This window comes from Metabacillus mangrovi (assembly GCF_009711125.1).
Classification (GTDB): Bacteria; Bacillota; Bacilli; order Bacillales; family Bacillaceae; genus Metabacillus_B; species Metabacillus_B mangrovi.
The window spans coordinates 105,181-125,824 of record NZ_WMIB01000002.1 but is presented as its reverse complement, the minus strand read 5'-3'; the positions used below and the strand labels follow the sequence as shown (position 1 = coordinate 125,824).

The window sequence follows — 20,644 nt, the reverse complement described above, 5'->3', positions numbered from 1 at the left end:
GGTCTCATTCGGTCAAATTGTTGGTTTACATAAGGGAAGAGGGGTTCAAATCAATGGAAATCCCAAGATCCTCCCGTGCTGTTTCCTGCTGGTAGCGGTCCATCACTTTTTTCAGTACCGGAATCAGCTTATCATCTTTTTTGTATTTTATCATGCATTGATAGCGATATCTATTCTTGATTCTTGGAATCGGTGAAGCCACCGGCCCGAGAATTTTTGTATAGGGATCTGTGTTCTGCTTCAAGTACTGGGCGATATTTTCCATAACCCCTGACGCTTTCAGCAAATCGGGATGAGATACATTCACTACTGCCAGAAAATAGTATGGCGGATAGGAGCCGAGCTTTCTTTCACTCATTTCCCTTTCGAAAAAGCCATCGTAGTGATGCTCTTTTGCCAGCTGGATGCTGTAATGCTCCGGTGAATAAGACTGAATGATGACCTCGCCGGACAGATCATGCCTGCCTGCTCTGCCGCTAACCTGAGTGAGCAGCTGAAACGTTTTTTCAGAGGAACGGAAATCCGGAAGATGCAGCATCGTATCCGCCGCCAGGACCCCGACGAGTGTCACCTTTGGAAAATCAAGACCTTTTGCAATCATCTGGGTACCAAGCAGAATATCCGCCTTTCCCTCTCCAAACTGTGACAGCAGCCGCTCATGCGCGCCTTTCCGGGAGGTTGTATCCACATCCATACGGATGACTCTTGCTTCAGGGAGAACCCTCGCCAGCTCTTCTTCTACTTTCTGAGTGCCCGTACCGAAAAAACGGATATGTTCGCTTGTGCACTCGGGACAAGAAGAGGGCATAGGGGCTTCATGGGCGCAATAATGGCACTTCATCTTCTGCCCCTGACGATGATAGGTCATGGAGATGTCACAGTTCGGGCATTGAATCACAAAGCCGCAATCCCTGCACATCACAAACGAAGAGAAGCCGCGGCGGTTAAGAAATAGAACAGACTGCTCGTTTCTTTCCAGTCTTGCCTGGAGGTGCTCAAAAAGAGCTCTGGAAAACATCGAGCGGTTCCCTTCCCTGAGCTCTTCTCTCATATCCACAACACTCACTTCAGGCAGCGGCCGTTCATTGACCCTTTTGGCAAGCGGGAGCAATTTATATACTCCTTTGCCCGCCCGTGCAAACGATTCGAGCGCAGGGGTCGCACTTCCAAGCACGACCGGACAGCTGTGGCTTTCAGCGCGCCGGATGGCCACATCCCTTGCATGATACCGGGGGTTTTCCTCCTGTTTATAGCTGGATTCATGCTCTTCATCGATGACAATGATGCCGAGGTTCTGAAACGGGGCAAAGATGGCAGAGCGGGCCCCTACAGCGAGCTTTACTTCCCCCCGCTGTATTTTGCGCCACTCATCATACTTTTCCCCTGTCGAGAGACCGCTGTGGAGAACCGCTACCATGGATCCAAAACGGCCCTTGAAGCGGTCAACCATTTGAGGCGTCAGCGCGATTTCCGGCACGAGGACGATGGCTTCTTTTCCTTCCCTGATCACACGGTCGATCGCCTGAAGGTACACCTCTGTCTTCCCGCTGCCGGTAACGCCATACATGAGAAAGACTTCATGGCGTTTCTCTTCAATGCAGCTGAGAATCGGGGCGATCGCGGACTCCTGCTCCCTGGTGAGAGGCATGCTTTTCGTCGGTTTGAAGGTCCGGTGGCCGAATGGATCGCGGTATACCTCCACCCACTTTTCAGTAAGGAGCCCTTTTTGCACCAAAGATTTAATGGAAGCATCACTTGCGCCTGCTAGCTCCTTCAAGTCTGCAGCAGACATCGGCGACAGCCCGTTATGAATGAAAAAATCAAGGACCGCTTTTTGCCTTGAAGCCTGCGGCGGCATCTCCCGTGCTGCTGTTTCAATAGCTTCTGCTGTTCCGTTCACTTCGATGGAGCGGACCTTTTTCTGTTTGCCTTTTTGCTTTACCTGGTAAACCACTTCAAGTGTTCCCTTCTTCATCTGCTTTTGAAGGGAACTGAACAGGTCATGTGCTTGAGCCTCATCCCAGGACAGGCTATCCGTGTTGCTGAATAATACGGCGAGGTCAAACGGAAGCTCCTCAGCATTTCCGGTGAGGACGATCTTTTTTTCGTATTTGGCCTTCATGGCTGCCGGGAGCATCGCCTGAAACGCCGAGATTTGAAAGCAAAGGGTTTTTTCTGTCAGCCATTGGCCTAGCTTAAGCAGTTCATCCGTCAATGCCGGAGTAAGGTCAAACAGTTCGGAGATGGTTTTCAGCTTACCGTGGTCAGATGCTTCTGCGATCCCTGTAACAAACCCCTGAACCTTTCGCGGTCCGAATGGAACGATCACTCTGATCCCGGGAACGATGACCTCTTCCCATTTTTCAGGGATCCGGTAATCAAAGGGCTTGTCCGTCTGCATAGCAGGCACGTCCACTACGACATGTGCAACCTTCATTCAGCTCTCCGCCCTGAGCAGTGCAGCAGCCTCAAGCAAAATTGCTTCTGCAGCGTCTTTTTTGGACATCATCGGCAGCTCTGCTGCAGACCCGTCCTTGCGGTGAATCGTAATAAGATTAGTGTCAGACGCAAAACCTGCTCCTTCAACCGCTACATTGTTCGATACGATTAAATCCAGGTTTTTTTTCCGGAGCTTCTCCATCGCATATTCATGGACCCGGTCTGTCTCGGCAGCAAAGCCGATGAGGAGCTGGTGTTTTTTCCTTTCGCCGAGAAGTTTTAATATGTCATCCGTCCGCTCCATTTCGACTGAGAGCGGGCCGTCCTGCTTTTTCATCTTGTATGCCAGAGGATTGGCCGGCCTGTAATCTGCCACCGCAGCTGATTTGATGACCGCATCCTGGCCATCGAAGCGGCTCAGTGTTTCATCCAGCATCTCAGCAGCCGTCTGAACCCTGATCACCTTGACTCCATACGGATCGCTGAGCGGGGACGGACCGGAGATCAGCGTGACATCTGCTCCCATCTCTGCCGCGCGCTCTGCGACAGCGAAGCCCATTTTCCCTGTCGAGCGGTTCGAAAAGTATCGGACCGGGTCAACCGGTTCGACCGTCGGTCCTGCTGTGACCAGTATTTTCCGTCCTGTCAGCGGACCGCCTTCTTCAGAAAGAAAATGACTTTGAATCAGCCTGACTATTTTTTCGGGTTCTTCCAGACGCCCTCTTCCAACATACCCGCATGCTAAATAGCCCTCACTCGGTTCGATAAACCGGCAGCCATCTTCATAAAGCGTCCGGATGTTCCGTTTTACAGCAGGATGATCGTACATATGAACATTCATAGCGGGAGCGATCCATACCGGTGCTGTCGTTGCCAGCAGTGTCGTAGTGAGCATATCATCCGCTATTCCGCTGGCAAGCTTCCCGATAACATTGGCGGTTGCAGGCGCCGCCAGGAAAAGATCTGCCCAATCTGCCAGATCGATATGGGCAATCACCTTTGAATCCTTTTCGTCAAACGTATCCGTAAAAACATCGTTCCTTGATAATGCCTGAAACGTGAGGGGCGAAACAAATTCACAGGCAGACTCGGTCATGATGACTTTCACCTCGAAGCCCGCCTGTGTCAGCTTGCTCGTTAATGCAGCCGCTTTGTATACGGCGATGCCGCCGCTTACGCCCAGCAGAATCCTCTTCTTGTCTCCCATAGCTATAACCCCGCCCTCTTATTCGTTCTTCCTATTTTACCAGTGAATGCCGGCATACCCAAAGCAGAAGGCACCCCAGCTGAAAAAAAACAGGGCCGATCCACGGCAGGGCGGCACTGAATGCTTTCCGGCATTGCGGAAGCAGTGTCATGCAGCCATGCGCGGTATCAGCCCGGCATTTCTTTCATTCTGGCTTATTGGTCGTCTTTTTCATAAAAAAGAAGTCCTGCATCAATCTCTTCCAGCGCTTTTCCCACGTACTTATGGGAGACCGGCTTTTGGATCTGCTGATCTTTATAGATCTGCATGGCCCTCGCGCGCTTTGAAGCGACCGTGACAAGTGTATATTTGGAATCAAGTTTGTTCATCAGTGAATCAATTGATGGGTTCAGCATCTGTTATACCTCCGAGATTTTCTTTTTATAAAGCGGGGCAACCCGTTCCCTCCGGCAATGCTCGGCGGTCACAATCGCTTTGATGCGGTCGCAGGCAAGCTGCACCTGATCATTCTCCACAACGTAATCATACGCGTCCATGAGGAGAATTTCTTCTTTGGCAGCCTGCAGGCGGTTTTCGATGACCTCAGCTGATTCTGTTCCGCGGGTTACAATCCGGTTCTTCAGTTCATCCAGTGACGGCGGCATCAGGAAGATAAAAAGTCCTTCCGGAAAAGCCTTGCGGACTTGAAGCGCGCCTTGCACCTCAATTTCAAGAAATACATCCTTGCCCTCACTCAGCGTCTTCTCTACATAATCTACGGGTGTGCCGTAATAATTGCCGACAAACTCCGCCCATTCGAGCAATCGCTCCTGCTCGATCATAGACTCGAACTCTGTCCGGCTCTTAAAGAAATAATCGATTCCGTCAACCTCGCCTGTCCGGGGCTTTCTTGTCGTAACCGAGATCGAGTAATGAAACTTTGTATCTTCCTGCGAAAATATCTCTTTTCTGACTGTACCTTTCCCAACTCCCGAAGGACCTGAAAGGACAATGAGCAGTCCTCTTTCTTTCATAGCGGCTTCTGACCCCTACCCTTCCTCTGATAGCTCTTCTTTATTTGACAGCCTGTGGGCAACTGTCTCAGGCTGCACTGCGGACAGGATGATATGATCGCTGTCCATCACGACCACTGCCCTCGTCCGGCGTCCATAGGTGGCATCAATGAGCATGCCGCGGTCCCTGGCATCTTGAATAATCCTTTTGATCGGTGCAGATTCAGGACTGACAATGGAAATTATTCTGTTAGCTGATACAATATTGCCAAAACCGATATTAATAAGTTTAATGTTCAACGTTTGCTCCCCCTATAGTATACCAGCTCTAGTTTAGCCTGAAAAAGTACGGCCTAAACAGGCGCCTATTCCACATTCTGAACCTGTTCCCTGATTTTCTCTATGATGCTCTTCAGTTCAACGGCATGTCTTGAGACCTTGCTGTCATTTGCTTTGGATGCGATCGTGTTCGCTTCCCGGTTCAGCTCCTGCACAATAAAATCAAGCTTGCGCCCTACTGCATCCTCCAGTTCAAGCGTTTCCCCGAACTGTTCCAGATGGCTGTAAATCCGGGTCACCTCTTCAGATATATCCGCTTTTTCAGCAAAAACAGCAGCTTCCGTCAGGATTCTTTGTTCATCCGCCTTTGACTGCAGCAAATCGATCATCTTCTGTGACAGCTTCTCCATATATAATTGCCGGACTGCCGGTGCAGCGGCTTTCATTTTTCCGGCAGCCGCCCTGACCTCATCCAGTCTCCCGCTGATGTCTTTCAGCAGATGCCTTCCTTCAGCCTGCCTCATGGCTTGCAGTTCAGCTGCTGCCTGTTCTGCAGCACGCAGGACCGCTTCATCCAGACCGCTCTGCTCTTCATACTCTTCCTGTACGGCAAAAGCACCTTCTATACGCATCAGTCCGTCAGCCGAGACAGTATGTTCAAGCCCGTAGCGCTTTTTCATTTCAGCTGCAGCTTTGGCAGCCTGGTCCAGCAGCTCCCAATCCGGCGTTAAAGTCTGCCTTGAAATCGGTTCGCCGCCGATGGTTATGTATGCTTCAACCCGTCCCCGCCGTATCCGGCCGGAGATTGCTTTTTTGATTTTATCCTCTATTGTCATAAGTTGTCTAGGCATTTTTATGCTGATTTCGCAGAAGCGGTGGTTCACCGAACGCAATTCCGCCTGTATCCTGCTTCCCCGATAGACTGCAGATGCCCTTCCATACCCTGTCATGCTTGAGATCATCGGCATCACTTCCTTATTCCCCATTATTCAGCGGGAAAAATAAAAAGGTAATAGACAAAAGGGCTATTACCTTGAGAATTATACCATATCCATTCAGGATTATCTTGTGGTTTATGAAATTTTAGAAGGCTCTGTGCGGATGAGGCCAGTCTTCATGAACCTCCGGCCAGCCTGAACCCCTTGGCCCAGTTTTGAAAAGTGACAGGGAGAACGTGATTGTTCAGGCCTTTTTCCCTTTTGCCGACAGCAGGGATCCTGCCAGCAAAAAGGTTGGCAGAGAGGCCATTCCAAGAATCAGAACCCAGTCCCGCAGAACAATCGGCACCGTCTTAAAGATTGGCTGCAGCGGAGGATAATAGATTACAGCAAGCATCAGGATGACTGATGAAATGACCGCCCACACAAGATACATATTTTCAAAGGGATTGCGGTCGAAAATGGACTTTTCGCTGCGGCAGTCGAATACATGGATGAGCTGGGCCATGACAAGGGTGGAAAATGCGACCGTCTGTGCGTATGCCAGGTTTTCCGGGTCCCGGCTGTAAATAAACAGGAACGCCCCAAGCGTCGCCCCTCCTATTAAAAACCCCCTCGAGATTACTTTCCAGCCGAGCTTTCTTGCAAATACCCCTTCTTTCGGATGGCGCGGTTTTCTGTTCATCAGGTTTCCTTCAGGCTGATCCAGCCCGAGGGCCATGGCCGGCAGGCCGTCAGTTACAAGATTCACCCACAGGATCTGAATCGGAACGAGCGGGAGCGGCAGGGCTAGCAGCATAGCAAAGAGCATGACCAGTATTTCCCCAACATTAGAGGCGAGCAGGTATCGGATAAACTTTCTTATATTTTCATAAATATTACGGCCTTCTTTGATCGCTGATTTAATGGTGGCAAAATTATCATCCGCGAGAACGAGCGCAGAAGCCTCCTTAGCTACATCGGTTCCGGTAATGCCCATCGCGATCCCTATGTCCGCGGCCTTGATGGCAGGAGCATCATTCACGCCGTCACCGGTCATCGCAACAATATGGCCTCTCTTTTGCAGGGCTTTTACAATTTTCAGCTTATGCTCGGGTGAAACTCTTGCAAAGACATATACATCATCTGCAATTTGCTCGAGTTCTTCATCAGAGAGCCTGTTTAGCTCTGAACCTTCCATCACTTTTCCGTTTTGAGGAAGAAGGTCCAGCTGTCTGGCAATGGCCCTTGCTGTGATCACATGGTCACCGGTAATCATCACGGTCTTAATACCGGCAGCACGGCATTCTTTTATCGCCTGCTTTACTTCAGGCCTCGGAGGATCGATCATTCCCTGAAGTCCGAGAAAGACTAAATCTCTCTCTGCCTCCTCTTGGCTGATTTTATGACTGCCGTGAAGCGGCTTATAAGCGATGGCGATCGTCCGTAGCGCTTTGGAAGCCATGGACTCAATGGATTCTTTTATCCGCTGTTCATGAGAGGAAGCCATGTGCTGCTGCCTATTTTCCCAAAGCACATGCCTGGACAGGCTCAGCAGAACATCCGGTGCTCCCTTCGTTACGACAAAGCGTTTCCCGGCTGTATCCTCCGCAATGACACTCATTCTTTTACGGCTGGAATCGAAAGGAAACTCTTCAATTATCGTGAATTTTTTCTCTAATCCTTCTCGTGTGATCCCTGCCTTCATCGCTGCAATCAGAAGGGCGCCTTCTGTCGGATCCCCATCGATTCTTTTTTCTTCTTCTTTGTCAATGAGATGGGCTGTATTGCAGAGCATCCCAAAGGTCAGAAGCTGCTGCAGAGCTTTTTCATTTTTTGGAAGCACCGGCTCATCCCGAAACGTAAACGCGCCACTCAGATCAAGCCCTGTCCCCGTGACCTTCCACTGTCTGCCTTCTGACCATATATCAGTCACCGTCATTTTGTTCTGAGTCATCGTCCCGGTTTTGTCGGAGCAAATGACCGAAGCACAGCCGAGCGTTTCGACAGCCGGAAGCTTCCTGACAATGGACTTTTGGCGGATCATCCTCTGAACGCCAAGTGCCAGTGCTACGGTTACGATCGCAGGCAAGCCTTCAGGTATAGCCGCTACCGCCAGGGAAACGCCGGCGAGGAACATGGCATATACGCTATGGCCCTGTATGACTCCCACACCAACCACTAGAGCAGTTAATAACAAAGCAACAACGATCAGGATCTTTCCAAGCTGCTCGAGACGCTTTTGGAGAGGTGTATCAAGAGTTCCGGCGGACTGAAGCAGATCTGCAATCTGTCCCATAGCCGTTTTCATTCCGGTCGCGACGACCATGCCTGTTCCGCTTCCCCGGGTGACAAGAGTCCCCATGAAGGCCATATTCGTCAGATCACCAAGCCCGGCTTCCTGAACCTTTAATGCGCCGCACGTTTTTTGAACCGGCAGAGATTCCCCTGTTAATGCGGATTCTTCAATTTCAAGACTTTTTACAGAAAGAAGCCTTACATCCGCTCCAATCCGGTCCCCTGCTGTAAATTTTACGATATCTCCGGGAACAAGCCCTCTCGACGGGATGCGGACCCATTCTCCTTCCCTTAGAGCACTGACCTGAGGAGCGGAGAGCTGTTTCAGCGCCTCCAGCGATCTTTCTGCCCTTCTTTCCTGCAAAAAGCCAAGCACCCCGTTCAGTAAGACGATAGCGATAATGGCGACCGCATCAATGTATTCTCCAAGAAAAGCTGAAATGATGGTCGCTCCGAAAAGAACGAGGACCATAAAATCTTTAAACTGCCCTAAAAACAACAGCAGAGCGGATGTCTTTTTTGCCTCCTCCAGCTCATTGTAGCCAAACTTGCTGTAGCGGCTCTGCACCTCGCTGTCTGAAAGGCCTGTATCCCTGTCCGTTTTGACGGAAGCTGCTGCTTCCTGAATCTCCATCTCATGCCATTTCATCGTCTTGTTATGCACCCCTTGCTAACGGAATTGGTCAAGCCTTGTCTACCTCCATCCTATTCAGACAAGCAGGCAATCATGACTGAAACACCGTGACAGGTGCAAGCTGCAGAACTAAATGGTGTAAGAACCCGGCTTAACAAGCTATAATGGATAGTGGATTGTTTTTACGAAATTTTATTGGACGTAAGCAGGTGAAGGAAATGTCTTTTGACGGAATTTTTACTTATGCCATGGCAAAAGAGCTTCAGGAAAAGCTTGAAAACGGCAGAGTATCCAAGATTTATCAGCCTTATAAGAATGAATTGATCCTTCAGGTCAGAGCAGGGGGAAACAATCATAAATTGCTCATATCTGCACATCCGAGCTATGCACGGATTCATCTGACTGAAGAGAGCTATGAAAACCCGAGTTCCCCTCCGATGTTCTGCATGCTGCTCAGAAAGCATCTGGAAGGCAGTGTGATTGAAAAAATCGAACAAAAGGATATGGAACGGATTATCATCTTCAAGCTGAAGGGCCGGAATGAGCTCGGGGATATAACGTATAAAGAGCTGATCGCCGAGATCATGGGTCGTCACAGCAACCTGGTTCTTGTCGATTCGGAAAAGCAGGTGATTCTTGACAGCATCAAACACCTCCCTCCTGCCGTGAACAGTTACAGGACCGTGCTCCCCGGACATCCGTATATCTATCCTCCGGCGCAGCACAAAACGGAGCCATTCGCGCTTTCTGCAGAAGATGTGGCCCGCAAGCTCGACTTTTTTGGCAGCAAACTGGATCAGCAGCTTGTCCAGCAGTTTGCCGGCATTTCCCCCCTGCTCGCAAAAGAAATCATCCACCGGGCAGGACTTGCCAACAGAGTCACCGTACCGGAAGCTTTTATAAACATGATGAGCGGCCTTCAGCAGAATGAATGGAAGCCCGTGATGACGATCACTGAGAACAAAGAAGCTTTTTATCTGACAGATCTGACTCATTTAAAAGGAGAAAGCAAAGCTTTCCCTTCTCTAAGCGCGCTGCTCGACCGGTACTATTTCGGAAAAGCAGACAGGGACCGGGTTAAGCAGCAGGGAAGTGATTTGGAGCGGTTTCTTCAAAATGAGCTGAAGAAGAACAAAGCGAAAATCAAGAAGCTGCACAAATCTCTGCAGGATGCTGAAGATGCCGATAAATACCAGCTTTACGGAGAATTGCTGACCGCTAATCTTTATGCCATCCAGCGGGGTGACAAACAGGCGGAGGTGCTCAATTATTACGATGAAGAGGGAGGCACTGTCACAATCACTCTTCATCCTCAAAAAACACCATCCGAAAATGCTCAAAGTTATTTCGGCAAGTATCAGAAAGCGAAAAAATCGGTAGCGCATATCGAAGAGCAGCTGAAGCTTACGGATGAAGAGATGATCTACCTTGATAATCTGCTTCAGCAAATCGAATCTGCCTCTCCCGGAGATTTGGAAGAGATCCGGGAAGAACTGCAGGAAGGCGGCTACCTGAAGAAAAAAGCCGTGAAAAAAGGGAAGAAGCAAAAAAATGTCCTGCCTGTTCTAGAGCAGTACCAGGCGTCAGACGGCACCCAGATCCTTGTAGGGAAAAACAATAAGCAAAATGAATACTTGACCACCCGCGCCGCTGCAAGGGATGATCTATGGCTGCACACAAAGGATATTCCCGGATCACACGTCGTCATCAAATCCAAAACTCCTTCAGAAGAGAGCATTTTGGAAGCGGCCAATATCGCTGCTTATTACAGCAAAGCAAGGAGCTCCGGTTCCGTACCCGTTGACTTTACGCTCGTCCGCCATGTAAAAAAGCCAAGCGGATCCAAACCGGGCTTTGTTATTTACGATCATCAGCAAACCGTATTTGTCACACCGGATGCGGATCTGGTTAAAAGGCTGAAAAAATAAAAAAATACGGCTCATAAAATCCTCACTCTCTCAGAGCAGGAGCTTTATGAGCCGTGTATAGTTAAACCCCGGAAGCTGTACTTCCGGGGTTTTGCTGTTTTTTACAGGGTTCCCCCCGGTTTTAATGCTTGCCTGTTTGTACTTTCTTCGTTTGCGGATACACCACGGTGTACCGTTCTTCAATCTTCTTCTCCAGCTTGTCCATCAATTCAGGACTGCGCGTGATTTCCTCTTTATTGATGCGGATAAATTCTTCCATAGAGTAACGGCTGTATTTTCTCATCTATTTCATCCTCTCTTTTTCAAGTAATAAATAAAAAAGCGCCTTTACCTGTACGGTAAAAGCGCTCCGAAAATAAAAATGCCTTTACCAATAATTTGGCAAAGGTCTCGCAAACAACATTTGTTGCCAATAAAGCCGGGGATTTCTCCCGTAATGACGACTTCACTGAACAGCTACTCCCCTTTGGAGTTCATATGAACTTATAAATCTATCTTAACGGATGCAGCTTGTTTTGTCAAATGAATAAGAGCCATGCTAAAACATGGCCCTTACACGTTTTTCCTGGCCGCCCGTTCCTCATAGAGCCGGTCCAGGTCATCAACTGTCTTCCTGTCGATCCGGCCGATTATTTCTGAGCAGATGCTTTTAGCCATTTGAGGGCTCGCCCCACCGGTGGAAACTGCAATGGTAAGCCGTCCCCTTTTTTCATGCTTCGGCACTTCTGTGTTTCCTTCTCCGGCATCGCCTGCATTGTTCACAAGCTGCAAAGGGGAGGCGTTTCTTGCTAATAGCCGATTCGTTTCATCGCTGTCAGTAGCTGCTACGATCAATAAATAGCCGGGCAGGTCTACGGCGGCCGCTTTCCGTCTGATCCATTTGATTGCACCCGTTTCGGCGAGCTCTCTGATTTCAGGGACTGATTCCGGGCTGATCACTGTAATATCGGCATTTTCCGCTAATAGCAAACGAAGCCTTCTGAGGGCGATTTTTCCTCCGCCGGCAATCAGGACCGGCTTGCCTTCCAAATTAAGCATTAAAGGGAGCATACCGGGAAACTCCTTCCGCCGCCTGGAGTCCGTTCAGTGCTTCACGGACTCTCTTTACGAAGGCTGCCTCTGTATGTTGTGAAAAACCAACATAAGAGCACAGCCTGATGTTTTTTTCACTGGAGAGATTCTGGATCTCTTTTTCAATGCCCTTCATCAGCAGACCCGTAAAAAGCAGATAAGGCACGATATAGACGCTGTTTTCCCTAAAGGTGCCGATTTTTTTTAAAACTTCAGAAAAAGCTGGTTCTGCAGCCGTTAAATAACAGACCGTAACGGCAAGACCCTCTGTACGCTTGACGATACCGGATGCAATTTCCTGCAAATCCTTTTTCACGTCCGGATCGGAACTTCCTCTTCCTACAAGAAGCAGGCGCACATCTTCATCCGCCGGCAAAGGGGCAGTCTGTTCCAGGACCGCTTCAGCCATGGATCCCTGTACACCAATTGGAGCTCCGTAGGAAATCTCGACATCAGGGTGTTTTTTGAGCGCTTTTTCAAGTTCTTCCGGTATATCCGATTTTGCATGGGCCGCTGTAAGCAGCAGTACCGGAATGACGGCGATCTGCTCTGCCCCCTGCTTGACACATGCTTCAATACCTGAAGAAATATCCGGTTCTGCCAGCTCAAGAAAACAGATTTCCTGGATAGGCACTGCAATTTGCCTGCTGCACTTTTCGATGAAGGCAACCGCTTCATCCCTTGCTTTTTTCACTCTGCTCCCATGGCAGATATACAGTACGGCGTTTTTCACTCACAGCACCCCGCTAACTTTGGCTGCCTGCCGGTTTTCCCTGAACCAGTTGAGCTGATCGCGGTATTTGACCACTTCACCGATAATAATCATGCTCGGATTCGTGATCCCGGAGGCCTCTACTGCCTGATGAAGGCTGCCAAGCGTCCCTACAGCTGTTTTCTGGACCTCAGTTGTTCCCCAGTGAATCACGGCTGCCGGTGTAGAAGCAGGCCTGCCGTGCAGGATGAGCTGCTCCTGAATATAGGGCAGCTGACTGATGCCCATATAGATGGCAAGGGTATCGATTCCATTTGCCAGGCTGCTCCATTTTGCGTGCCCATCTTCCCCATTTTTCAGATGGCCGGTAACGAACGCGACACTTCCGCTTGCCTCCCTGTGCGTGACAGGAATTCCAGCGTACGCAGCCGCAGCGATTCCGGAGGTGATTCCGGGGACGACTTCAAATTCGATTCCATGCTGCACGAGCGCTTCCGCCTCTTCCCCTCCCCGTCCGAAAACAAAAGGATCTCCTCCTTTTAGACGGGTGACAACAAGGCCTTTTTTTGCATATTTAACGAGAAAACGATTGATCGTTTCCTGCTTCATCGTGTGGTAGTCAGGCAGCTTGCCGCAGTAAATCAGGTCAGCGCCTTTTTTTGCATGACTCAGCAATTCTTTGTTCACGAGCCGGTCGTATAAAATGACATCAGCCTCCTGAATGCATCTCAGCCCTTTTACTGTGATCAGTTCAGGGTCGCCCGGGCCCGCTCCCACGAGGTAAACCTTTGACATCATCATCCCTCCCTTCTTCCATTATACCGCATAGGAGGATAGGAGTCCTATATGGGTTACAATCGGATATAATTCTTTTCCTGCAGGTATCGTAATACATCCTCTGCACATTCTGCAGGGTTTTTTGCTGAGCTGTCGAGTCTAACTTCGGGCTGATCAGGCTCCTCATAAGGGGAGTCGATTCCGGTAAATCCTTTAATTTCACCTTTCCTTGCCTTTTTATAAAGTCCCTTCGGATCACGAGCCTCGCACTGCTCCAGTGAGCAGTCCGCGAACACCTCGACGAATTCATCTGCTCCAAGCAGTGTCCGCACCTGGCTCCGGTCTTCTTTAAACGGGGAAATGAAGGCAGTGATCACCACACTTCCGGCATCTGTGAAAAGCTTGGCAACTTCTCCGATCCTTCTTATGTTTTCGCGGCGGTCATCGTCAGAGAATCCCAGGTCTCCGTTCAGGCCATGCCGTACGTTATCCCCGTCGAGCACATATACCTGCACGCCATTTTCATAGAGCCTGCGGGCAAGTTCATTGGCAATGGTGGATTTCCCTGATCCGGATAAGCCGGTGAACCAAATGACAAGACTATGGTGTCCGTTTCTTTCCCGGCGTTCCTGTTTTGTGATGGACTGCTCATGCCAGGTCACATTCGATGACTGCGTCATTTCGCTTCCTCCGTTTCTCTTTCTCTCATGCCTTCGATCAAGACTTTAATCACTTCCGGCCGGCTGAACGTACTCGGGGGGACTTCTCCCTTGCGCAGCATCTCCCTAACCTTTGTTCCGGACAAAATCACTCTGTATTCCGCGGCATGCGGGCAGGATTTAGTCGTCGCCATCCCTTCGCATTTGCTGCAGTAGAAGCTGTGTTCAAAACGGAGAGGCGTAATGCCGATCTCCTCCGGCTGGAACTCATCGAAAATATATTGCGCATCATACGTACCGTAATAATCCCCTACACCGGCGTGATCTCTGCCGACGATAAAGTGGGTGCATCCGTAATTTTTGCGGACCAGGGCATGAAAGATCGCCTCTCGCGGGCCTGCATAGCGCATCGCAGCTGGAAATACACCAAGAAAAACGCGCTGTTTCGGATAATATTCATCAAGCAGCACTCTGTAGCTTTTCATGCGGATCGCAGCTGAGATGTCATCGGATTTCGTCTCGCCGACGAGCGGGTTCAGGAACAAGCCGTCTACCGTTTCGAGGGCCGTCTTTTGGATATACTCGTGAGCACGGTGCACCGGATTGCGTGTCTGAAATCCGACAATGGTTTTCCAGCCTTTATCAGCAAATGCCGCCCGGGTCTCAGAAGGGTCAAAATAGTGCTCCGGGAATGAAGGCACTGTCCTCTTTGTAAGGGTAATTTCCCCGCTTACATAAACATCTCCGCGGGAGAACAGCTTGCTTACACCCGGATGGCTGTGATCAGAGGTTCTGTATACATGTTCCGCTTCTTTTTCTTTATCAGGGGTATACACTTCCCCGACTTCGATCGACCCGTATACTGTCCCCTCAAAAATAAGCCTGGCTGTTTCTCCGGGCGTCAGTTGATCAGCCTGCTCCGCTGAAACCGGAAGCGTAATCGGGATGGACCAGACTGTTCCATCCGTAAGCCTCATCTTTTCGACTACACTCTTATACTCTTTTTCGCTCATGAACCCTGTCAGCGGGCTGTACCCGCCAATCGCCAATAGCTCCAGGTCGCTTAATGCCATAGCATCAATTACAATGTCCGTTTTCAGATCATCGAGATTTTTCCCGATTTCCTGCCGGTCGATCAGTTTTCCTCCGTGTGGTGCTAAGCTCATATTTTGTTCCTCCTAATCGGATTGTTTTACTTGGTTTATGGTTAGATTCCGCCGCCCTGTTCATGAATTGACTGCTTTTCCCTCTTGATTGCATTCATTAGAGAAAGGACGCCCAGAGTAGCAATAATGACGGCTGCTATTGAAAATGAAGCATATAAGTCTCCCTGAATAAACAGTTTGACAAGCAAATAGGAAATCGCCAGACTGACGAGCGGGGAGACGATCCAGACCTTCACAATCTTCTGGACGATTCCTTTTTGGAAGACGATCGCTCCGCTTTTCGCAGCCCCCGAAGCCATGATGGAAGTGGAAGTGACTTGTGTCAGCGGGACAGGCAATCCAAAAAGCGAGCTCATAATGACCAGGAATGCACCTGTACTGGAAATGACAATCCCTTCGGTTTTCGTCAAAGTCGTTATTTTTTTTCCGTTCGTTTCGAGAACCCTGCCGCCGAGCACAATCGCCCCTGCTGCGACAAAAATTCCGCCGATCCAGACTCCCTGACCTGTGCTCATCACTCCGGAAGCGACGAGCGGGCCAACCGCGTTGGCTACATTGTTCATTCCGGCTGAAAAGGCTTCGAAGAATCCTGCGCCAATCAGCAGCCAGATCAGCAGCCTGCCGCTTCTGTTCTCCAGCCGGTTCATCGCAGGCTTCGCCCATTTACAGATACAATAAGTGATGAAAAAGGAAACGACTGGGATCAGCACCCAAAAGATCATAATGGTAAAGATTGATTTGATGTAGAGTGCCTGCAAGGCAACTCCCACACCGGCCACCGCGCCGACTGTCACCTCACTTGTCGATAAAGGGATCCCCATGAGATTTGCAAGAAAAAGGGAAACAGCGGCAGAGCTGATGATAACGAGAACGATTTCGATGGTGATCGACGATTTTGGAATAATGCCGGAGCTGATCGTCTTAACAACCTCTCCGCCCCCCAGGACCGCGCCGAGCAGTACTCCTGCTCCGCAGAGGAGCAGGGCAGCTGTCTTCTTTGGAATAGCTCCTGTCCCATATGCCACTCCCATAGAAGCTGCCGCACCGCTGGCCCCGATATTCATGGCAAAAAACAAACTGAGGACAACAGCTGCAGCCGCGATCATCGCACCCGCCTCATCCGTGAAGTCCGCATTCGGTTTTCTGGCTGCCGTTCCATCTTCCGGCTCTTGAATCGTTCAAATCAAATGCCGGCTGGGTGCACGGCTGACAGCCGATGCTCGGATAGCCTTTATCGTGAAGGACATTGTAATCCAGGCTGTTTTTATGGGCAAAACGCCAGACATCCTTCCACGTCCAATGAATAAGGGGACAAACTTTTATGTTTTCAAACTTTTCATCCCGGTTCAGAAATTGGGTGCTTCTCCTCGATGGAGACTGTTCTCTCCGCAATCCTGATATCCATGCCTTCTCTCCGCTCATCACTTCTCGCAGCGGGAGGACCTTCCTGATTTTGCAGCATGCGTTCGGATCTTTTTTCCAAAGCTCGTCTCCATGCTCTGCCGCCTGCTCTGCAACGGTCAGCGGCGGTTTTTTCATCGTAATTTTCAAATCCGGGTATCTTGCTTTTACACGGCTGATCAAATCATACGTTTCCTGGAAATGAAGCTCTGTATCCAAAAATACGATTCTTGCATCCTTTTTAACTCTTGAAATCAGTTCGATGAGAACGATTCCCTCTATACCGAAGCTGCATGCATAAACGAGATCATTCCCGTATTCCGAATAGGCCCACTTCAATACGTTCAATGCTTCACCCGCTTTATCCGCATCTTCAAAACCCGGTGCGGTTTCCGTCCAGTTTTCGTACGTCAGCATCCTGCTGCACCTCTCTTCTTTTACTGCGTTAAAAAAGGCGGGAACAGAAGACAGCACAAATTAACTGTGCATCTTCCGCTCCCGCCTCCAGTTGTCTGGTCAGCTTCAAACGTTTATTTTAATCTGACTTTTTCATTTTTTTCGAGCTGAATAATTTTCCCATCCTGAACGATCAGGGTAATGGACCCGTACTTCATAGCCTGAAGCATTTCTTTCAGGGTTCCCATTACTTCATCGAGCTGATTCTGCTCCCCCACTTACAGTCCCTCCTTGAAAATGGCTCTGTCCGCTTGACAGAGACGAAAATAAAAAGCCTTCCATCCAGAAAGACTTAAGAGGAGTAGATTCTCCTTATCTCTCAAAATGGGTTCCATTTTGCAGGATTTGGCACCTTGCCTGTCAAGCAGGTTGCCGGGCTTCACAGGGCCAGTTCCCTCCGCCGCTCTGGATAAGTATAAGCTGTTATTGATTTCAAATTTTAGCACAATTCGAACGATTGTCAACCCGAGTTAACAGGTAGGTTTTATGAAAATTCTTATAAACCTTGATTTAACAAGGAAAATCGCATTAAAATATTTTTGAAAGCACTCTAAAAAAGGATTGGCGGCGGTTTACTGTGAAAAAAACAATCGTTTCGTGGAGCGGCGGCAAAGACAGTGCCATCATGCTTGAAAGACTTACCGCAAGCAAAAATCACTCTGTTATGGAGCTGTTTACATCAATCAGCGCGGAGACCGGCCGCGTGCCGTTTCACGGCATCCCGCATGCCCTGCTGGAGCAGCAGGCAGCATCGCTTGATTTCCCTATCCGTTTTGTAAAGCTTCCTCCTTCTCCAGTTAATAAAGAATATGAAGAACACATGAAAGATTTTCTGAAATTGTGCAAAAAAAATGGCGCCGAGGCCATTTCTTATGGTGACCTTTTTCAGGAGGATATCAGGAAGTACAGAGAACAGCTCACTGAAGAGTGCGGCCTATAGTCTGTTTTTCCTCTTTGGGGGGAAAAAGCGGACTCAATTGCTTTTGAATGTATTGAAAAGGGCTATAAGGCTACAGTTTGCGGAATCGACTCATCTGTTCTTCCGGCAGAATGTCTGGGCATGCCCTACAGTCACCGCTTCCTTGAACGTCTTCCAGAAGCCGCAGATCCTTGCGGAGAGAACGGGGAGTTCCATACATTCGTATCGGATGGCCCGATTTTTAACAGCTCCGTGAAGTACTCTGAAGATGGACAAGACGATTCTCTTGCGCCATTTTTGACGCTCAGGCTGCTGGAAAGCTAAGGTGCGGCAAAATGTCTTCAGCAGTGGTTTTGCATGGAACTTCTCTGATCCAGTGCAAGACAGAGAAAAGGGAACGCACGTAAAAGCATGCGTTCCCTTCCTTGCAGCAGGATACTCTTTAAACGGTCTGCTTCAGGCTCTCTCTTACGATCCGGGCTGCTTTTGCCATGTTTTCCATAGACTTCACAGCCTCGGCTTCAGACCTTGTCTTTAGTCCGCAATCCGGATTGATCCAGAACCGTTCCGCCGGGAGTACCTCCAGGCAGTGCCTGATCACGGCTTCCATTTCTTTCACAGACGGAATGCGGGGGCTGTGGATATCGTATACCCCAAGACCGATACTCTTATCATATTGAAAATCTTTAAATGTACGGATCAGCTCGCCTCCACCTTTTGAAGCTTCTATAGAAAGGACATCTGCATCCATTTCGGAGATCACCGGCAGCATTTCCGAAAATTCACTGTAGCACATATGCGTATGAATTTGCGTTTCTGCTTTTACATCATAATGGGACGCCCGAAAGGCATTCACAGCCCAGCGGGAATAGGATTCCTGTTTGCTTGCTTTAAGCGGCAGACCTTCTCTGAATGCCGGCTCGTCTATCTGGATCATCCTGATGCCTGCTTCTTCCAGAGCGTGCACCTCTTTTCTGAGGGCCTGCGCGATCGACCAGGCGATGGATTCACTGAAACGGTCTTCCCTTGCAAAAGACCAGTTTAAAATAGTAACCGGACCTGTCAGCATTCCTTTTACCGGTTTCTCCGTAAGGGATTGGGCATATAAGGTTAAATCACGGGTGATCGGCCCGCGCCATTGGACATCATCATAGATAACCGGCGGCTTGACGCCTCTTGAACCATAGGATTGGACCCAGCCTTTTCTGGTAAATGCAAATCCGTCCAGATTCTCCCCGAAATATTCCACCATGTCGTTCCGTTCAAATTCACCGTGAACCAGGACATCCATGCCCAGCTCTTCCTGTATGTTAATCCATCTTTTCGTTTCTTCCTGAATGAACCGTTCATACTGATCTTTTGTGATGGTGCCATCTTTAAAGGACTTCCGGTTTCTCCTGACTTCCTTTGTTTGAGGAAGGCTGCCGATTGTCGTTAATGGAAGCTCAGGCAGACGGAACACACGCTGTTGAAGACGTGTTCTTTCAGAAAAAGACTGTGCCCGCCTCAGCGATTTGCTGCTTGGACCGGCCTCAGGCTGGCTGCTTGTACTCCATTGAAGAATTTTTTCTCTGGCGTCAGCATTCTCTGCGTTTACAAGAGTGACAACCTCCTCCAGTTTTTCCTGAGCAAAAGCGAGATTTTCAAGCAGCCCTTCCGGCAGTCCATCTTCTCCCTCAGCCGTTTCAGGTACATGGATCAAACTGCAGGAGGGCTGGATGTGCAGATCAGCAGGCTGAACTTCATGGATTAAAAAGTACAGCAGATCCAGTGCCGCGGCTCCATTCGTCCGCCAAATGTTTCTTCCGTCTACAATACCGGCTGCCAGGATTTTATCTTTTGGGAAGCCATGGGTTTTCAGAAGTTCTATCGTATTCCCCTTTGTAAAATCCAGTCCCCAGCCGCTGACCGGAAGCGCTGTAAGTTTTTCATAAGCTTCCGGTGCTTCAAAGTAGGTTTGGATGAGAAGCTTGAGATCCGGTACAGCCTCAGCGAAGGCTTCATAAATGGAAAAGATCACGTGCAGATCTTCTTCCAGACCCTCGTACACAAAAGCCGGTTCATCCACCTGAACCAGTTCGGCTCCGTGCTCTTTCAGTTCGCGGAAACACTGGATATACAAAGGAAGGAGCTTGTCTGCTGCCTCCTTTAGCGAATGGCAGCCTTTGCTCAGAATGATAAACGTATACGGGCCGATGATCACCGGTTTGCATTCTGCTGCCTCCTTCGCCTCAAGGTAGTCCTCGAGAGGCTTATTAAAGTTCAGGCGCGGTTCATAGTCTTCTTCCCATTCCGGAACAACGTAATGATAGTTCGTATCAAACCATTTTTTCATCGCGCAGGCATGCGCATCATCCGATCCCCTGGCCATGGAAAAGTAGCTGCCGAGTGAAAGCGGATGATCCGATTTATGTCTTTCCGGAATCAGATTAAACATAAATGCGGTATCAAGCATCTGGTCATAATAGGTAAAATCACCGGCCGGGACAATGTGGATGCCGGCATCCGCCTGTTTTTTTACATGTATGGATTTCAGCTTTTTCATCCGTGCAGAAAACTCTTCCTCACTCATTTCCTTTTTCCAGAACTGCTCTAGCGTCCGTTTCCATTCTCTGTCCTGCCCCATTCTTGGGTAGCCTTGATTGCTGCTATATATCGCCATTGTGCCGATCTCCTTTTCATCTTTTTTCATAGACGGGATAAGCATCCGTTACCATTTACAATCCCGCCCCCGCTTCTGTAAAACTGAAAAAGGCTGCCCGGCGCCATTCCCGCACTAGCAGGAATGG

20 protein-coding genes and 1 riboswitch are annotated in these 20,644 nt (G+C 49.4%); of the genes, 3 read left to right on the top strand and 17 right to left on the bottom strand.

Going from position 1 to position 20,644, the window contains the following annotated elements; translation table 11 throughout:
• Positions 1 to 25 precede the first annotated feature (25 nt).
• The 7 genes from priA to GKZ89_RS04620 all read right to left on the bottom strand — a co-directional run bounded on the left by priA (position 26) and on the right by GKZ89_RS04620 (position 8,781).
• A complete protein-coding gene (priA, locus tag GKZ89_RS04650; RefSeq protein WP_155111228.1) occupies positions 26 to 2,437 on the bottom strand; it encodes a primosomal protein N' in 2,412 nt (803 codons plus the stop codon).
• Positions 2,438 to 3,646, bottom strand: a complete 1,209-nt coding sequence (gene coaBC, locus GKZ89_RS04645) for a bifunctional phosphopantothenoylcysteine decarboxylase/phosphopantothenate--cysteine ligase CoaBC (RefSeq protein ID WP_155111227.1) — start codon at positions 3,644 to 3,646, stop codon at positions 2,438 to 2,440. It lies immediately after the preceding gene.
• A 194-nt stretch (positions 3,647 to 3,840) separates the two neighbouring features.
• Positions 3,841 to 4,041 carry a DNA-directed RNA polymerase subunit omega gene (rpoZ, locus tag GKZ89_RS04640; RefSeq protein ID WP_155111226.1) on the bottom strand — a complete coding sequence of 67 codons (201 nt, stop codon included), beginning with the start codon at positions 4,039 to 4,041 and terminating at the stop codon, positions 3,841 to 3,843.
• A 3-nt stretch (positions 4,042 to 4,044) separates the two neighbouring features.
• On the bottom strand, positions 4,045 to 4,659 hold the full coding sequence (gene gmk, locus GKZ89_RS04635) for a guanylate kinase (protein ID WP_155111225.1): 615 nt from the start codon (positions 4,657 to 4,659) through the stop codon (positions 4,045 to 4,047).
• A 15-nt stretch (positions 4,660 to 4,674) separates the two neighbouring features.
• Entirely contained in the window at positions 4,675 to 4,938 is a 264-nt protein-coding gene (gene remA, locus GKZ89_RS04630) for an extracellular matrix/biofilm regulator RemA (protein ID WP_155111224.1), read from the bottom strand.
• Between the two features lie 65 nt (positions 4,939 to 5,003).
• A complete protein-coding gene (locus tag GKZ89_RS04625; RefSeq protein ID WP_241680130.1) occupies positions 5,004 to 5,885 on the bottom strand; it encodes a YicC/YloC family endoribonuclease in 882 nt (293 codons plus the stop codon).
• 214 nt (positions 5,886 to 6,099) lie between these two features.
• Complete coding sequence (locus GKZ89_RS04620; RefSeq protein ID WP_155111222.1) at positions 6,100 to 8,781, bottom strand: calcium-translocating P-type ATPase, SERCA-type; 2,682 nt, start codon at positions 8,779 to 8,781, stop codon at positions 6,100 to 6,102.
• A 203-nt stretch (positions 8,782 to 8,984) separates the two neighbouring features.
• Here GKZ89_RS04620 and GKZ89_RS04615 point away from each other — a divergent pair, with 203 nt between their 5' ends.
• Positions 8,985 to 10,694: an Rqc2 family fibronectin-binding protein gene (locus tag GKZ89_RS04615; RefSeq protein ID WP_155111221.1), complete on the top strand. Its 1,710-nt coding sequence runs from the start codon at positions 8,985 to 8,987 to the stop codon at positions 10,692 to 10,694.
• A 121-nt stretch (positions 10,695 to 10,815) separates the two neighbouring features.
• Here the strand turns inward: GKZ89_RS04615 and GKZ89_RS04610 are convergent, their stop codons facing one another.
• The 9 genes from GKZ89_RS04610 to GKZ89_RS04570 form a co-directional block, all read right to left on the bottom strand.
• Positions 10,816 to 10,977 (bottom strand): FbpB family small basic protein, encoded by a 162-nt coding sequence (locus GKZ89_RS04610; RefSeq protein WP_155111220.1) that lies wholly within the window; start codon positions 10,975 to 10,977, stop codon positions 10,816 to 10,818.
• A gap of 269 nt (positions 10,978 to 11,246) precedes the next feature.
• Positions 11,247 to 11,744, bottom strand: coding sequence for an NAD(P)-dependent oxidoreductase (locus GKZ89_RS04605; RefSeq protein WP_155111219.1), 498 nt, complete (start codon positions 11,742 to 11,744; stop codon positions 11,247 to 11,249).
• Entirely contained in the window at positions 11,725 to 12,498 is a 774-nt protein-coding gene (locus GKZ89_RS04600; protein ID WP_162356481.1) for a CbiX/SirB N-terminal domain-containing protein, read from the bottom strand. Before GKZ89_RS04600 ends, GKZ89_RS04605 begins: the two co-directional genes overlap by 20 nt.
• Positions 12,499 to 13,272 (bottom strand): uroporphyrinogen-III C-methyltransferase, encoded by a 774-nt coding sequence (cobA, locus tag GKZ89_RS04595; RefSeq protein ID WP_155111218.1) that lies wholly within the window; start codon positions 13,270 to 13,272, stop codon positions 12,499 to 12,501. It lies immediately after the preceding gene.
• Positions 13,273 to 13,328: 56 nt separating this feature from the next.
• Entirely contained in the window at positions 13,329 to 13,934 is a 606-nt protein-coding gene (gene cysC, locus GKZ89_RS04590) for an adenylyl-sulfate kinase (RefSeq protein ID WP_155111217.1), read from the bottom strand.
• The gene (sat, locus tag GKZ89_RS04585; RefSeq protein ID WP_155111216.1) at positions 13,931 to 15,079 is read right to left on the bottom strand and encodes a sulfate adenylyltransferase; all 1,149 of its coding nucleotides are present in this window, start codon (positions 15,077 to 15,079) and stop codon (positions 13,931 to 13,933) included. The genes cysC and sat overlap by 4 nt, the downstream gene beginning before the upstream one ends.
• Before the next feature lie 41 nt (positions 15,080 to 15,120).
• A complete protein-coding gene (gene cysP / locus GKZ89_RS04580) occupies positions 15,121 to 16,182 on the bottom strand; it encodes a sulfate permease (RefSeq protein WP_162356514.1) in 1,062 nt (353 codons plus the stop codon).
• Positions 16,183 to 16,195: 13 nt separating this feature from the next.
• Positions 16,196 to 16,897, bottom strand: coding sequence for a phosphoadenylyl-sulfate reductase (locus GKZ89_RS04575; RefSeq protein WP_155111214.1), 702 nt, complete (start codon positions 16,895 to 16,897; stop codon positions 16,196 to 16,198).
• Positions 16,898 to 17,010: 113 nt separating this feature from the next.
• Positions 17,011 to 17,124: a YezD family protein gene (locus GKZ89_RS04570; protein WP_155111339.1), complete on the bottom strand. Its 114-nt coding sequence runs from the start codon at positions 17,122 to 17,124 to the stop codon at positions 17,011 to 17,013.
• Positions 17,125 to 17,245: 121 nt separating this feature from the next.
• A riboswitch (SAM riboswitch) is annotated at positions 17,246 to 17,352 on the bottom strand.
• Positions 17,353 to 17,513: 161 nt separating this feature from the next.
• Between GKZ89_RS04570 and GKZ89_RS21690 the strand changes: the two genes are divergently transcribed.
• Positions 17,514 to 17,876: a Dph6-related ATP pyrophosphatase gene (locus GKZ89_RS21690; RefSeq protein ID WP_155111213.1), complete on the top strand. Its 363-nt coding sequence runs from the start codon at positions 17,514 to 17,516 to the stop codon at positions 17,874 to 17,876.
• Positions 17,877 to 17,912: 36 nt separating this feature from the next.
• Complete coding sequence (locus GKZ89_RS21685; RefSeq protein ID WP_162356512.1) at positions 17,913 to 18,179, top strand: adenine nucleotide alpha hydrolase family protein; 267 nt, start codon at positions 17,913 to 17,915, stop codon at positions 18,177 to 18,179.
• A gap of 118 nt (positions 18,180 to 18,297) precedes the next feature.
• On the opposite strand, the gene metE is transcribed toward GKZ89_RS21685, so the two are convergent.
• Positions 18,298 to 20,517, bottom strand: coding sequence for a 5-methyltetrahydropteroyltriglutamate--homocysteine S-methyltransferase (metE, locus tag GKZ89_RS04555; protein ID WP_155111211.1), 2,220 nt, complete (start codon positions 20,515 to 20,517; stop codon positions 18,298 to 18,300).
• Positions 20,518 to 20,644 lie beyond the last annotated feature (127 nt).